Origin of the sequence: Oribacterium sp. FC2011 (assembly GCF_000701645.1) — a bacterium.
In the GTDB taxonomy this organism is placed as follows: domain Bacteria; phylum Bacillota; class Clostridia; order Lachnospirales; family Lachnospiraceae; genus Oribacterium.
The window spans coordinates 148,661-164,511 of the sequence record NZ_JNJM01000004.1 but is presented as its reverse complement, the minus strand read 5'-3'; the positions used below and the strand labels follow the sequence as shown (position 1 = coordinate 164,511).

General features: G+C 42.0%; 15 protein-coding genes and 1 pseudogene. 2 read left to right on the top strand and 14 right to left on the bottom strand.

Going from position 1 to position 15,851, the window contains the following annotated elements:
* Positions 1-14: 14 nt before the first annotated feature.
* The gene (gene fliW, locus T357_RS0104785; protein WP_242840062.1) at positions 15-491 is read left to right on the top strand and encodes a flagellar assembly protein FliW; all 477 of its coding nucleotides are present in this window, start codon (positions 15-17) and stop codon (positions 489-491) included.
* A 42-nt stretch (positions 492-533) separates the two neighbouring features.
* Positions 534-749, top strand: a pseudogene (locus tag T357_RS22130) (carbon storage regulator); the annotation flags it as partial.
* A 161-nt stretch (positions 750-910) separates the two neighbouring features.
* On the opposite strand, the gene T357_RS20010 reads toward T357_RS22130, so the two are convergent.
* From T357_RS20010 to flhB, 14 genes are all read right to left on the bottom strand, one after another.
* Positions 911-2,767, bottom strand: coding sequence for a nucleotidyltransferase family protein (locus T357_RS20010; protein ID WP_049962276.1), 1,857 nt, complete (start codon positions 2,765-2,767; stop codon positions 911-913).
* A 158-nt stretch (positions 2,768-2,925) separates the two neighbouring features.
* The gene (locus T357_RS0104770) at positions 2,926-3,327 is read right to left on the bottom strand and encodes a hypothetical protein (protein ID WP_031549294.1); all 402 of its coding nucleotides are present in this window, start codon (positions 3,325-3,327) and stop codon (positions 2,926-2,928) included.
* Between the two features lie 19 nt (positions 3,328-3,346).
* Complete coding sequence (locus T357_RS0104765; RefSeq protein WP_031549292.1) at positions 3,347-3,748, bottom strand: flagellar export chaperone FliS; 402 nt, start codon at positions 3,746-3,748, stop codon at positions 3,347-3,349.
* Positions 3,749-3,818: 70 nt separating this feature from the next.
* Positions 3,819-5,441: a flagellar filament capping protein FliD gene (fliD, locus tag T357_RS0104760; protein WP_049962275.1), complete on the bottom strand. Its 1,623-nt coding sequence runs from the start codon at positions 5,439-5,441 to the stop codon at positions 3,819-3,821.
* Between the two features lie 210 nt (positions 5,442-5,651).
* Positions 5,652-6,356, bottom strand: a complete 705-nt coding sequence (locus tag T357_RS20005) for a late competence development ComFB family protein (RefSeq protein WP_049962274.1) — start codon at positions 6,354-6,356, stop codon at positions 5,652-5,654.
* A gap of 43 nt (positions 6,357-6,399) precedes the next feature.
* Positions 6,400-7,374: a hypothetical protein gene (locus tag T357_RS0104750; protein ID WP_031549286.1), complete on the bottom strand. Its 975-nt coding sequence runs from the start codon at positions 7,372-7,374 to the stop codon at positions 6,400-6,402.
* 136 nt (positions 7,375-7,510) lie between these two features.
* Positions 7,511-8,401, bottom strand: coding sequence for a chemotaxis protein (locus tag T357_RS0104745; protein WP_081828056.1), 891 nt, complete (start codon positions 8,399-8,401; stop codon positions 7,511-7,513).
* Between the two features lie 86 nt (positions 8,402-8,487).
* On the bottom strand, positions 8,488-8,970 hold the full coding sequence (locus T357_RS0104740) for a chemotaxis protein CheD (RefSeq protein ID WP_031549282.1): 483 nt from the start codon (positions 8,968-8,970) through the stop codon (positions 8,488-8,490).
* A 3-nt stretch (positions 8,971-8,973) separates the two neighbouring features.
* Positions 8,974-9,597 (bottom strand): chemotaxis protein CheC, encoded by a 624-nt coding sequence (locus tag T357_RS0104735; RefSeq protein WP_031549280.1) that lies wholly within the window; start codon positions 9,595-9,597, stop codon positions 8,974-8,976.
* Between the two features lie 22 nt (positions 9,598-9,619).
* Complete coding sequence (locus tag T357_RS0104730; RefSeq protein WP_031549277.1) at positions 9,620-10,420, bottom strand: flagellar hook-basal body protein; 801 nt, start codon at positions 10,418-10,420, stop codon at positions 9,620-9,622.
* 117 nt (positions 10,421-10,537) lie between these two features.
* On the bottom strand, positions 10,538-11,374 hold the full coding sequence (locus T357_RS0104725) for a flagellar hook-basal body protein (protein WP_031549275.1): 837 nt from the start codon (positions 11,372-11,374) through the stop codon (positions 10,538-10,540).
* An 84-nt stretch (positions 11,375-11,458) separates the two neighbouring features.
* The gene (locus T357_RS0104720; RefSeq protein WP_044916110.1) at positions 11,459-12,244 is read right to left on the bottom strand and encodes a sigma-70 family RNA polymerase sigma factor; all 786 of its coding nucleotides are present in this window, start codon (positions 12,242-12,244) and stop codon (positions 11,459-11,461) included.
* Between the two features lie 42 nt (positions 12,245-12,286).
* Positions 12,287-14,449, bottom strand: coding sequence for a flagellar biosynthesis protein FlhA (gene flhA / locus T357_RS0104715; RefSeq protein ID WP_031549271.1), 2,163 nt, complete (start codon positions 14,447-14,449; stop codon positions 12,287-12,289).
* A gap of 254 nt (positions 14,450-14,703) precedes the next feature.
* A complete protein-coding gene (gene flhB, locus T357_RS0104710) occupies positions 14,704-15,774 on the bottom strand; it encodes a flagellar biosynthesis protein FlhB (RefSeq protein ID WP_031549269.1) in 1,071 nt (356 codons plus the stop codon).
* Positions 15,775-15,851: the final 77 nt, after the last annotated feature.

The window sequence follows — 15,851 nt, the reverse complement described above, 5'->3', positions numbered from 1 at the left end:
GGAGGTTGTCATTCATGTTGACATTAGAAACCAGAGACTATGGAACAATCGAGTACGAGGAGTCAGATATCATCCATTTCCCGGACGGGCTTTTTGGATTCAATGAGTTAAAGGATTATATTCCTCTTGTGCTTGATGAAAACGAGGACAATACTATCCTTCTTTTACAGTCCCTTGAAAACACAGACATTGCATTTGCAGTCGTTAATCCGTTTTCATTGGATCCGGATTACAATCCTGTGTTAAGTCCGGAGGAGTTGTCTTATCTCAATGTCAAATCCGAGAATGACCTTTCATATTATGTAGTTTGTGTATTACACAGTAATTACCTGGACAATACCGTTAATATGAAAGCCCCGATCGTTATCAATCCGGATAAACGTGTAGCCATGCAGGTTATACTTAATCAGTCTGAATATGATTTCAGACATAAATTAAGTTCCTTCTCCACAGTTCAGGAAGGTCTTAAGAATTCGGATCCTGAAGCATGACGATCGGCATACCGATAAATATAGTTTAGGGCAGGTGATCTAATGCTGATATTAAGACGTAAAAAGAATGAAAGTATACTGATAGGTGATAATATCAGAATAACTGTGGTGGAAAGTGCTTCTGATGGTGTAAGACTTGCTATCGATGCACCAAAACAGATTTCTATTCTCCGCGAGGAACTTTCCATAGCGGAGCAGGAAAACAAAAATGCTTCTTCACCTCATCTCACTGCCATTACAGGACTTCAGGATTCTCTTAAACATATTACTTTCAAAAAGAATAAACCGACTGAAGCTGCAGCAGATAAACCTGATGAAACGGCTGATAAAGCGGCTGAAGACGCAAAAGATAAACCCAGTAAATCATAAAGAAAACCCCTTCGCCTTACATATGGCGAAGGGGTTTAAATTTTAAAAGACTATGAATTTTTTTCTTTCTCTTCCACTTCTTCCAGCGTAGGGAAGTGCCACTTCTGAACACCTATGGAATTGTGATTCTCATCCTGCGCAACAACTATCTCAGGTTCCTGTGATCTCTCTGTTTTTGATGATTCTCCCTCTTTTTTAAAACTGTACTCGAGTTTTCCCGAATCAGTGTATTCAGGTACTATGGTAACCTTATCTGAGGTTCTGTTTTTATCATTGGAAAGGATATTGTTGAAGAGTGACACATCCATACCCAGGAGATCATTTCCCTCATATTCTTCAGGTTTCTCAATGCGGGATTTTTCTGCAGCAGCCTTATTCTGTACCTGAGATGCTGCTTCCTGAACATTCTTAAGTTTAGGGAACTCCCATAGACCTATAGAGGTTTCGGCATTTTCATCCATCCTGAAGTCAGCCTCAGTGACATTCTCTCCGACACTTGATTTTATTTCTTCGTCAAGCCTTGATTTCTGTTCTTTATCAGCCTGTACCGAATCATAAATCTTTCCTGATCTGCCGCCATCATCTAAAGAAACTGCCACACCGCTCATGCTCTCTTCCTTGATAGCCTTGGTAGTTTTGGTCTCCCTGGGAAGGTAAGATATACCGCCTGAGGATTCAGCTTTTTTGGTAGATCCGTAGGAAACTTCCTTTGAAGCATCCCTTTTCTTACGTGATCCGAACCCCATCATCTCCTTCATCATCCTTAAGCCTCTGATGATCCAGAAAAACGGGAGCAGCACCGGCAATTTTTCCAGGGTTGGATACAGGGAACTCATATACTTATACTCAGGGAATATCCACAGGAGCTCCTGTTTAAATCTATGCCAGAATTCACCTCTTTCCTGTTTGCGAAGCGCCTTTTCTTCTATTTTTTTTTCTTTATCAAGCTCTCTCTGTATTTCATTTCTAAGAATACTTGCCTGATTTACCATATCGGTTCCGATGACACCGTTACTCAGGATCCTGCTTTCCATATTGTCATAAACATCTGCATCCTCGATGGTGAGCTCCGGCATGTCATCTGCCCTATTTCCAAACCATATTGATGAAATATGTATCAGACATTCGGCTATGACATCGATTTTGAACTCTTTAAATCTTGTCCATATCAGATCCTGATTCATCTTGGACCTGAACTGATGATAGAAAAGGAAAACATCAAGGAGTTTACGAATGGTAAGAGCATCCTCACAATAGTTGTAACAGATTTCTGCCATACGGAACACAAAGCTTGATTCCAGGGAAAAGGTGTGCATGGAATTGAAGGTTTTATCTATATAAGCTTTCTCCATCAATGAGGTCATGCACTTCTGATAGTTCTTTGTAATGAAAGGAAGCTTATAGTAGATTTCCACCGTAAATCCGTTGCCGGCTCTCATATGTTCACCAAACTTTGGATAAAAGTGATCTGTGAGATAACCGAGATCAATGAGAAAGCCCTTGGCAAGACTGTAATCCTTTTCACTCATAAGGATTCTCAGAGGGCTGTTGCTGGCACTCTCCGGAATCCTGTAAAGTCGTCTTGTGGCTGAAGACTCAAGGACGGTTGCGGAAATCTTATGCATATTAAGCATGGTAAGAATCTCAAGCTCGGAATTTTCATAGCTTGAAGAATACATGAGGCTTTCCTGATAACGTTCAAAAAACCTCTCTCCCCACTTCTTGGGAACATGCTCAGAAGCACCAAGCATGCCGATATATATGATATTGGCAATCTTATGATAGTCGGCAAGATGAAAAAGTCTCTCCCAATCCATCTTCATGTATTTTTTGGTAAAGTCTTTTTGTTTTATCACCGACCCCACAAGATCTACAAGATACCGTCCTTCAAAAACTGTACGATTCATGCTTCTTTCCTTCCTCAAAATCCTGTTACTTGTTCAGATTCTGATGGGATTTCTTTTCTATCATTTTAACATAAAAGAATCACGGAGAAAATCTCCGTGATTCCATAAATGTCTTTAAAAACTATGCTTTTTAGTATTTTTCCCATATAGCCTACGGCTTATTCCTTGTAAAAAGACTGATCCCTTGCAAGCTGCATGTTCAAACGCCTGTCCTGATCCTGTAACTCTTTTATCAGAGACCTTGTTTTGATCCTTATCTCTTTCACAAGCTTTTCATCGGGATTCTCAGGTTCTATATTCTCGGGCTCGGAATATATAAGTCTGTGCGCCGCATATGCTGCCTTCGGTCCTGCTTCTCCCAACAGCTGTATCCGTTCTGTTGTATCCTGAACCTTTCTGAGTTTGTCCATTCTTTCTTCAAGAAGAAGTTCTGCCGTATAACCGTCATTACCTGACAGAACATCGCTTATTTCATCAGTAAGATCCTTAACATCTTTCATGAATGTATATTTTCTCTGACAAAGAACAGCGAGATTCTCAACATCCAAAACATCTTCCATACTTACCACCGATAACGCATCAACCTACAACGCTTGCCTGTCTCACTTCATGTGTATCCTGTACTACTTTGCTGGCACCGTCAAATCCGTCACGAAGATCCTGTATGATCTCGATAATCCTGGGAATTTCTCCCGCCATACGCTTGCCGGATGCCCTTACCTTTGAAATGTCATATATGATATAATCATACAGCCTTCTCAGATCACTGCTGACAGGAACAGACATATCAAGAGTATTTATAAGATATCTTATGATCTTAAGAGCTTTTCCAACATACTCCTCGAACATAGTCATATCTCCATCCTCAAGTGCTATATGTGCCTTCCTTAAGTCCTTCATACACTCATCATATAAAAGAACCAGAAGTTCTACAGGAGACATGGAGAATAAGGTATTTTCTTTATACTTTTCATAAGACATGAGCTACACCTTCTTTAAAAATATGTATCAACTAAATTTCTTTACTACATATTGTATATCGGCAAAAATCTCAATAAGATAAGCTGGATAGATAACTTGACTGAGTATTCATGCTATTAATAAGTGTTTCAAGATTGGAGAACTGCTTGATGTATCTGTCCCTTTCCAACTGAAGTTTATCCTTCCACTTATCCAGATCTTCGTTAAATCCCTTTATCTTGCTGTAGATTTCGTTTTTGTTCTTTGTAGCCACAAGCTTGTCAGAACCTGCAACTTCTACAAGACGACCATAGGAATTACCGTTTCTGGATGAATATCTTGTTGCGTAAGGTGTCATCTGCTTGTTGATAGTTGATCCGAATCCGGTACTGTTTTCGGTTCCGCACATTATGTTTGCAACCTTATCGGCATCTGTTTCCATAGCCTTACGGAATTTTTCCTCATCAAAGCTGAGCTGTCCGCCATCCGCATGATCTGAACTCAGGGTGATACCTATACTCTCAAGATCATTGTAATTTATGCCACCATTCAGGATATCATTCATCATTCCGTGGAATTCATAAGCAAGATTACGTACCTCACTGTCATTATAGAGGATTCCTTCCTTTGCTTTATCTGTCCACTTCTCGATTTCCTTTTCGGTCATCTCATCTTCCTGCTCTTCGGTAAGAGGATCATAACCTTTGGCAGGTCTTGTGGTTACATGAGTGTTAACCTCATCCACAAGCTTGTTATAAGCTTCTATAAAGTTTTTGACACGCTCTGTTGCCTTATCAACATTAGCTGAAGCAGTAAAGCTTACACTTGCATTGGCATCATAGTTAGTGACCTTTCCGTCTCCATCCACCTCAATATCGCCAAAGGTTCCGCTTGCTGTGATCTTGAGACCATCAACGTTGAATGTGTTGGTATGGCTTGTTACCTTTACAGGATCAGATCCACCATAGCTTACATACATCTCAGCATCTTTACCTGCTGTATAATTTGAGCCCTCTCCGCCGAAAATAGCATTTGCCTTATCGTTAAGTTCTATCTTACTCTCTGATCCGGTAGTCTTATCAAAGAGCATCAACTGTCCCGTACTTGAAACAAAAGTTGCCTTAACACCTGCATCACTCTTGTTAATTGCATTTACAAGATCATTAACAGACGACTCCCCTGTAAGCTCAAAGGATTTCCCGTTAATTGTCATGCCGGAAATATCATCCTGAGAGAATCCAAGATCACTTAACTTAGATGACGCCGATGCAGTTTTCCCTGTGGAGATTTCATTCATTTTACCAGAGGTCCTAACAGCTGACGAAGCAAGCTGGCTTACACCCTTTACGGAAACATAATCAAGGAGATTGGAGCTTCCCGTCGCCGAAAGAAGCGCAGCCGAGGAGCTGTTTCCTGTTGTGGTGATTACTGACTTTGCATACAGATCGTTATTAACGATACTGGTCTTACCGGAGTAGCTCAGGTAGTCATCTTCCATATCGATCATCTGATCAGTGATACTTCTGTACGCTTCCTGGCGCCATTCCTGCTTGGTTATATTCTGCTTAGTCTTGGTTATTTTATTGTTGGTGTTTAATGTAAGCTGTTCGATCAACGCATCACGGTCAAGGCCGGATGCAAGTCCTCCAAAACCTTTTAAGGAGGTATTTCCCAATGAGCTCGTACTTGAGCTGCTGCTTGATGATACGTTCATAAAAATGCTCCTTCATAATTAAAACAAAGACCTTCCCTGGCCTATAGACAATATTCCTCACTACATTTATCGACAGATTATTTAATTTTATAATCATAAAACAAAAAAGCTCTGGGATATACGAAAATCATCCCAAAGCTTTTAATTTTTCAGATATATGATGTGCAGCCTGCACGTATTTCAGTGCATTATTCCGCAAGATAATTACAACTACTGTATACGGTCATTTCCATGGTGAGGATGCTCGCTGACATCCCTGATGGCTCTCATGATTGCAGAAAGGATATCCATCTTATAGTTTTCATGGTAGAAGCTTATTCTCGCGGAAGTGGACTTCTTATACATAACAACATACATGGATGGAAGGTGTGATAATGTTGCGGCAAGTACGTCTGCCTGACATCTTTCACAGGTACAACAGTTGGACTTCTTCATGTATGCAAGTATATCCTCGCTCTTTAAGCACTCCTGCATGATGTTTACAATATGAAAACCCTCATGAACCTTTGCCTCACCGAAAATCTTGGCCTCAAGTCTTCTCTGGATCGCATCCGAAAGAACATCTCTGTCCTCTGAGGATTCTACCCTTATGGCTCTTTTCTTTTCTTTTTCCTTTTCCTGTACGATCTCATTTCTGAGATTGATATCATCAAGTCCGTATGGCCGGTAATCGATGGCAGTTCCCTTGGCAGCTGTATTCCCATCTTTTCCGACATCCTTAATTTCTTTCACATTTATGCTTTCAGCCTCAATGGCATCAAAATTATCTGCAGCACCAGAAATAAACTGTTTGGGAGCCTGCTTAAGTCCGTTTTTGATGGAATCTGCTATATTTGCCGCAAATTCCTGAGCTTCGTCAGTTGATTCAAAGGTTCCCTTCTCAGGTCTTTCATCCTTTAATGATTCTGTACTCACAATTTCCTCCTTGTCGCAGGAGCTGCATCCCGAAATCTGTATACTAATCTGTATCTGCCTCCTGGAACAGAAAAAGCTCTGCATCAAGAGGGTATGCATCTACCTGCGCGTTGATGGAAGCTTCATCCAGGTCATAGTAGTCTGTCAATATGCCTGATCCGACTTGTTGTGTCCTCTCTATAAGTGAGGAATTCCAAAAACCGGCCTCCACTTCACCATCATCAATATAATATATTACATCTCCGTATTCATTATAACCGAAATGGTAGTGTTCTACATCAATAAAATTATATTCCTGGAGTCTTAACTGCCAAAAAGAAATATCGTTTATTCCTCTTGTCACAACAGCCCATACATTCCCATTGTAAGGTTCTCTTTTAAGCACCGCACTTTCATCTGAGATGAAATCCAGCTCCATGATGGCATAAAATTCTCTTTCCTCAGGATTCCACAGAAGTATGTCCAGCACCTGGTTGTCAGAAGAGGCTTTATTTATGACGATGATATCTCTGAATCCGTCTCCATTTAGGTCATACAGTGCAAATGCCGCGTTAGAAGCATTAAACTGAGCAAGAAGGGCCTTTTGATCAGAGGTTACGGTATGTTTCTTGTTTAAGGTTTTTATCACCTCTTTAAGCTTCTTTTTTGCATCCTTTCTCCAGTCGTCAAATGTAACCAGCTCGGTTCCGTCATCACCCACAAACTTGTCTCCCTTTGCAGTGTAGACATTTCTTTGTTTGATACCGTTGGTTCCGACATAATACGTTCTGCCGGTATCCTTATCCGTTTCCCATTTATCCGTAGACATGAGACCTTTTGAACCGATATAGTACTCATTTCCTCCATAGGTTATCCACTGGTTTTCAACAGGTTCATCATAGGTATAGTAATAGTACCATTTTCCTTTTTCAAATACCCAGCTTTCAGCTGATGCTGTTTCAGAGTACAAAAGCACCATCAAAAGACCCAATATAAGGATAATGATCCTGTTTTCCAGAGCAATCCGTTTCTGTTTCATAGTCCTCCCCCACTATTCGACATCACAATACCACCGTCCCCGGTGGTATGTACAAACACAACGCACGCGTGACAGCCTTATCGCGAAAAAAAGAGGGACAGGCTCCTGACCTGGCCTGCCCCAACAATATAGACGATTATACGCCCTTAAAATCATTCTTTCTCTGCTCTTCATATCTGCTGATAAGCGTATCCATGATATGAACCAGATGTCCGATCTCAGGCTTTGAAAGCTGCTCATCGGCGCCAAGCTCTTTACCCTTTGCACGCATCTGCTCATCGATGAGGGACGAGAAGATAACAATCGGAAGATGGCGGAGATGTGGATCTGACTTGATAAGCTTAGTAAGTCTGTGACCATCCATCATAGGCATCTCAAGGTCTGTGATAACTATGCTGACCTTTTCATAAACATCGGGATCATCCTTGATACCATCAAGATAATTCCAGCATTCCTGGCCGTTATTGAACATACGGACATCCGTAAAGCCTGCTCTCTGGAGAGAATCGAGAATCATCTTCTGCAGAAGAACAGAGTCCTCTGCGATAACAACAGGTGCCTGATTGATAGGACGGTCTCCCATCTCATCAATCTCTGAAACCTGGATAGTTGTTTCAGGAGAGATTTCAGCTACGATCTTCTCAAAGTCGAGAACTGTTACAAGCTGGTCGTCACACTGTGCGATACCTGTAGCTACAGACTCGTCACCAGAACCCAGAGTCTTATCAGGCTTCTGGATACTCTTCCATGATATACGGCTTATACCTTCGATGCTGTCAACACGGAAAGCTACCATCATCTTATTAAAACCTGTAATGATAAACAGGTCTCTGTCGCCGTATTCTTTACGCTCGCCTGTGAGATATTGTCCCAGATTGATAACTGTGATGAGAACATCTCTCGGTTTAAAGAAACCTTCAACTGACGGATGTGAATGAGGCATAGGCTTAACCTTCTCCGTCATCATGATCTCAACAACCTTGGCAACATTGATGCCATAGTACTCGTTCATGACCTTGAACTTCATGATCTCAATTTCGTTCGTACCGGACTCAAGCAAGATTCCGTCTTTTTTGTTCTTCTTCAATTCAGGTTTCCTCCTAACGGATAAATTTATAAATGTTTTTCCGGACGCCCTGAGGTCTTTATAACCACATCCCCCGTAGCCACATCCAGACTCATTGTTCTTGCATAATTCGATCCGCAATCCTCTGCAGCGATACGAAAACCTTCCCTTTTCAGTATCTCCCGGACTGTTTCTGCATTCCTTTCACCGATATTACCGAAACTGGCATTGCCGCTGATGGAGAACATCTTTGCTCCACCGGCGATCTTTACGATCGCCCTTGATTTAAGCATACCAAAAGCCGTCATTTTGCGTATAGTCTCAGCAAGACCTGTATCTGCATATTTCAGCAAATTGGGATCATCCTTGTTCTGCCTCACAGGTAGCATGATATGAAGCAGTGCCCCTAACTTCAGAACAGGATCATAAAATACGATTCCGATACATGAACCAAGGGCATAGGTGATTATCTCTCCCTGTCCACGGGTCAGTTTCATATCGCCGATCCCGACCTTAAGTTGTCTGTCCATAAATTATTCAACCCCAAGTTTTTTCAATATATTATTCAGGGATGCGATATCAGGCAGCATAAGGAGCCAGTCGTTGTAGGTCTTACCCTCAATCACAAAGTCAGCGGTACAATACATAAGCTTGTCAGTCTCATATCCATACTCTGCGATAGGTACGGTAAGTATGGCTCCCAGCATACTTACTGCCGAGCTGGGAACTGAAAGACTGATATTAAGATCTACAAGTTCTGTAAAAGCATTAACATAGGAGCAGATGATAATGTTTCCTATCTCTGTTATTGCCGAGTGTGCCATGTCATCAAAGGCTTCAAAACTGGGATATGACACGCCCATCATCTTTTCAAAGATGGTATTGGCAAACTCCAGATTGAAAAGGAACAACATGAGACCATTGATTTCTCCGTCCATCTTTACAAGTGTTGCTCCGACAACTTCCTCAACATCGCCACCGATGGAGTCAACAGCTTCATCATAACCAAGTATCTTTATCTGAGGAAAAGTAATGCGAACTTCCTTCTGAAGCATATTTGACAGTGACGTTGCTGCATGTCCTGTACCTATACTTCCAATCTCCCTCATGACATCCAGGTCCTGAAGGTTCATTTCCCCATAATCGCGTATCCTCATTACTCGTTCCCCACTAAATTAATTATCCTCTCAACTGATTGATGGTACCTTCTATCTCGTCGGAAGTAGTCACCATCTTTAAGGCATAGGTAAATGCTCTCTGACTCTCTATTATCTTTGTCATCTCCAATGCCATGTCCGTACCTGAGCTTTCCAGAACTCCACTCTCCAGATGTGGATAGCTCACAAGAGCCGGAGTATTCTGATTGTCACCTTCCCGGACTGCCAGTTCGTTGTCCCCTTGACTTATTAATCGGCTCGGATGAGGAAAAGTATAAACGCCAATTCTCGGTTTTTCTTCATTTTCTTGAGTTTCTTCGGTTTCTTCGGTTGTTTCCCCGTTCTCGTCTTCACTTTTTGCATGAAGCTTTTCGAAATCGATAACATCTGCCTTCAGCCTTTGACCATTCTGATCTAGAACGTACTTGCCGGATTCAGTCATTAGATAAAACTCACCATCCTCCATAAGTCCCCTGTGGAAATGTCCGTTTCTTGTATAAGTTATAGAATTGTCGTTTGGATCCTGAAGCATGAAGAAAGTATTGTCATCCATGAGACAGAAGTCTGTTTCCATATTGGTCACATTCATACTGCTGAATTTATAGTTGGAAGGGGTCTCATTAACGATGGCTCCCGCTCCTGCCTGAAGCTCTGTAACCGCTTCTCTTGAGTCGTTCAGGTTATAGTTAATAAGCTCTCTGAAATGAGAGTTTTTTGGTTTATATCCTACTGTATTGATATTGGCAAGGTTATTGGAAACCACATCAAGACTGTTTTTGAAATGATCCGCCCCAACCGCGCCGGTCCAAAATGACATATTCATATTCTATACTCCTCTATTACTGCATGTTCTTCATTTCATTTACGACATGCAAATGCTGATCTGATTGCTTCCTTGTTGATCAGTAATACAGAGAAACACTGAACTGATCAGTATTTATCAGAGTCTTCCGACATCTGAAGAAGATTTTGCCATAACTGAATCGTACATCTTGAGCATCTGTGCAGCACTCTGCAGCGCCCTTTGGGATGAAATCATGGTAGTCATCTCATCCACCATGTCAACATTGGCCCTTTCAAGCATTCCCCACTGAAGAGCAGTGCCATCCTGTCCGTTGACAACAGCGGCTGCCTGATTGGTGGAATACAAACCGTTATCCTCTTTATGAAGCTGTCCGTAATCCTGAAAATCCACAAGCCTGATCTGTCCATAGGATTCACGCTGTTCAGGTTCCTGAGCTTCAGGAGCTTCATTAGTGGGATCTTCGGGTTTTCCGGTAGTTAATGCAGCCTGAGTTTTGTCCACCCATATAGTTCCATCTTCTGAAACCGTGAAATTCTCTGTAGGAATCCTTACAGGCTGATTATCGGAGCCAAGTACCCGTCCAAGACCGTGAAGCTGAAGATAGCCTTCCTCATCTACGGAAAAAGCACCGTCTCTTGTATAACGCACTCCCTGATCTGTCTGTATGGAAAACCATCCATTTCCGCCTATGGCAAAGTCATAAATACCGTCTGTCGGATTGAATGCGCCCTGTTCAAAATTGGTATAGGTCTGCTGTGCAGTGACAATCTTGGATGTTGTGGCAAGGTCAGTAGGATTGTCCTTGTTATACCTTCCGGTACGAACCAGCATTTCTTCCTGAAAAGTAGTGGAAGTCATAGTATCCTTTTTATAACCTGCCGTCTCTATATTGACCATATTGTTACTGACAACATTAAGTCTGCGCTGCTGTGTAAGCATTCCGGATGTCAGATTGTAAAATCCCTGATACATTTTTACTCCTTTTAGGGTCCCACCCTTTAAATGACCCACTTAATTTTTTAAATAGCGGATCGAAAAAAATACTGCAAAGCTTTGTTATGACATCTTTGACATGTAGCCCTTGAGCTTCTCTATAGCAATGGAATGAAGCTGGGAAACTCTGGGCTGACTGATATTCATAACCTCAGCAATCTGATTCATATTTAATTCGTCAACATAGTAAAGAGAAATAACCTTTTTTTCACTATCTTTTAATGAATCAATGGCTTTTGCCAATGTTGCTACTGTCTCGTTCTGCAAGAAACTACCCTCCGGTTGTGTGTTGATGTCCTCTGAAGCCACCTGGAACAGAGTCTCATCATTGTCATCATAGGTCATGTCCAGGGACAGAACATTCACCATAGTGCGCATTCTGTCCACCTTTTTGATCTTCTTGACATCCATCTTGTAATACTTGGATATCTCTTCATCACTGGGTGCATGTCCCAGCTTCCGCTGAAGCTCATCTCTGGCATCCTCGATGTTCTTCCGGTCTCTGTGATAGTTTCTGGGCATCCAGTCATTTTTACGTATCAGGTCGATAACCATACCCCTGATACGTCTGGATATGAAGGTTTCGAACTTATTGTCCTTCTCGATATCATATCTGTCGATGGCCTTCATGATCTCAATCACGCCTTCGTTAATGATATCCTCAGGCTGCATGGAATCACTGTAAACATCCCTCATCTGATACGCTACGCTTTTTACTATATAAACGTAGCGCATGGTGAGCTCCTGTTTGATACGGTTATCATGCCTTTTCTGATACAGCTCGAAAAGCTCTTCATTGGTCATCGCTTCGAGATCATCAACTGCTCCCCTGTAAATAGTGTCGATCATATCTCATCCCCTCTAACTTTCTACATCTACTTCTGTTTCCTTTTACTTCTCCTCCAGCTTCAGACTCCCTATCGCCTGAATCTGGACATTGTTTGCAACTTCGTTGAAGGAAAGAACTCTTACCTGAGGATAGAACTGTTCTATAAGGTGATAGAAATGTGCTCTCATAACCTCTGAGGTCAGAATAACCGGAGTCTGCGAGAGTTCTTTGAATTTCTTGATTTCCTCGGATACCTGTCTTACAAGACTCTGTAAAACATCAGGACTTAATGCAAGATAATATCCGCTTTCACCTTTAGACAGTGAACTGACCATGGATCTTTCCAGATCCGCATCAAGAGTCACCACCTTCATGCTTCCGTCTTCACAATACATTCTTGTGATAGTACGTTTTAATGATATTCTTACCTGTTCAACCAGCGAGTCGATATCCTTTACCGGCAGTCCTGTCTCTGTGATCACGTCTACCATAGTCTCAACTATGGTCTCAAGATCCTTTATAGATACTCCTTCCTTAAGAAGCATCGTAAGAACCTTTTGTAAGAGATTGTAGGATACCAGTGTCGGAAATGCTTCATTAACAAGCTCCGGCGCTGTTTTCTTCAGGTTTTCCACAAGTCGGAAAACTTCCTGCCTTGTGATAAGTTCGTAGCTGTGCTGCCTGATAACCTCACTCATGTGTGAAACGAGAACCGATAACGGGTCGATAACGGTATATCCGTACATTTCCGCTCTTTCTCTCTGTTCAGGCTTAATCCATTTACTCGGGATACCGTAGGCCGGTTCAATGGTATCGATACCATCGATCTCCCTTTCAAGATGCTCAGGCTCCAGTGCCAGATAGAAATCCGTAAGAACTTCTCCCACTGCAACTGACTCGCCCTTAATTTTTATCATATACTCATTTGTTCCAAGCTTGGCACTGTCTCTGAGTCTTACAGAAGGAATGACAAAACCCATCTCCTGTGCGTATTGTCTTCTGAATACTACAATACGGCTTATAAGTCTTCCTCCAACGGACTCATCCGCAAGAGGTATGAGACTGTATCCGAAATTCAGCTCGATAGGTTCGACCTGAAGCAAATGGTATACATTATTAACATCTTTAAAAAATTCTTCCTGTGTCTGTTCAGGTGCTTTCTGCGCCTGCTCTTCTCCCGCAGCTTCAGGCTCCTCGACGCCGACATTTCCGATCCTCTGTCTCGCTCCCTGACTAGCTGCCCTGTAGGCCTCTGCCCTTACTGCTTCAGGTGCCTCGAGTATTCTCCGCTGCATTGCATATCCCGCTGCTATAAATCCAAGACCTACTATAAGGATCTGGATCAGGGGCATACCGGGAATAATGCAGAGAACACAAATAACACCGCCTGCGACCATAAATGATCTTGGCTGTGCCAAAAACTCCTTTGATATGTCCTCGTTAAGTGATCCCTCTGCCACGGCACGGGTTACGATCATGCCGGTTGCGGTAGAAATAAGAAGTGATGGGATTTGTCCCACAAGACCATCACCAACGGTTGCAATTGTGTATGTGTTTAATACGGTACCTATGTCCTGTCCGGACTGAACGATACCAATGATACTGCCTCCCACCAGGTTTATCGCAGTGGTTATCAGCGACATGACGCCGTCACCTTTAACAATTTTCGTAGCACCGTCCATGGAGCCGTAAAAATCGGATTCTCTTTGAACATTCATTCTACGACGGGCAGCTTCCTGCTCATCGATGAGACCTGCGTTAAGGTCTGAGTCGATGGCCATCTGTTTACCGGGCATAGCGTCGAGGTTGAATCTGGCTGAAACCTCTGCTACACGCTCGGCACCCTTTGTGATGACCGTGAAGTTCATGAGAACAATGACGATATAGATTACAAGACCGACAACAACATTTCCCTGCAGAACGAAGTCACCAAAAGCAGCGATGACCTGTCCGGAGGAACCGCCGTTAGACAGGATGTTTCTGGTTGTTGAAACATTGATGCCAAGACGGAACAGTGTAGTCAACAGAAGCAATGAAGGATAAATCGAAAATTCCAGCGGACTGTGGATCGTCATCGTGATTACAAGGATCATCATTGAGATGGCCATATTAAGAACTATAGCCAGATCCGCCATAAAAGGCGGAAGAGGGATGATCAGCAACAGGATGATTACCAGAGCCATAACAACTATGGAATTATCCGCTACAAATTTAGTCCATTTCATAGTCTGTGATCTGTTTCTTTTCTTCTCGTTATTCTATTCTCTATACCTTACGAACAAAATTAAGATATACATTCATTATAATAGTTTTTTAATAACTTGTCTCGAAAAAGTTATAAAATCCCTTAATTTTTTTGAAAAAATGTTTAATTTGAATCAAAAACTGCTCAAAATTAATAATTTTAGCTCTGATTTACTTTTACATCTTGCACAAATTGAAAGATTTTTTCTTTCAATGCCCGGGTACCTCAGCATTATCAGGCCGGAACTTCTCCGTTATTCTTCTGTTTATAGATGTAAACCAGAAGCTCCGCCACAGCACTGTAATAGTCAATGGGAATTTCCTGCCCTATCTCACAGCTTGCGTAAAGTGCTCTTGCCAAAGGTCTGTTCTCTATCCAAGGTACATCATTATGCTCACCTATATCCACAATACGGAGAGCCATAAGGTCAAGTCCCTTTGCAATAACATAGGGTGCGCCGTGCTTTTCCGGATCATATTTTAATGCTACTGCCACATGAGTCGGGTTACGGACGATAACATCCGCTGTAGGTACTTCCTGCATCATACGACGATTCGACATTTCCCTGTGCTTCTGTTTCATCTTATTCTTTACTTCAGGGTTACCTTCGATCATCTTCATCTCATCCTTGACTTCCTGTTTAGTCATCATGAGATCTTTATGATATTTATATCTCTGGTACAGATAATCGAGAAATGCTATGACAGAAAATGCAATAACAACCCGGAGTATGAGATCCCAGATAAAACTCAAAAGTATCAGTGTGGAATTAAATGGATTCATATCAAGCATCCTGGCTATGGGAAGAAGCTTATCCTTTATGATCACATACAAAAGGACCAGCAGGATCGAGATCTTCAGAATGCTTTTTATGGTCTCTACAACCTTACTCATGGAAAACAGCTTTTTCATCCCGGATATAGGATTTAATTTACTGAATTTAATCTTGGTTGCCTTTTTTGAATAATTAAATCTTGTCTGTACGCCGTGTGCCAGTATAGCCAGTATCACAGAAACCAGAAGTATGGGCATACTACATACGAGAGCATATAGTATGAATCTGTAAAAAAGTGGAGGTCCCAATGGATCATACTTAGTGTACCCTATACACTCAATCACAAAAGTGAACATACTTCTTATGAACTTGTAGATAGTTGGCAGCATTATACGGATCATGACAAAGACTCCCAACAGCATGACCACTGTTGCTACATCTTTGCTTTGACAGACATTACCTTCTTTTCTCGCCTCGCTTAACTTATGCGCGGTAGGCTCTTCGGTTTTGTCAGCGCCTTCGTCACCCATGTATCGTCCTCCTGTTACTGTTTCTTCCGCTCACAGGTTCAACGTCCGGGACAGGAACCTGCAGTTTCTGATATTCG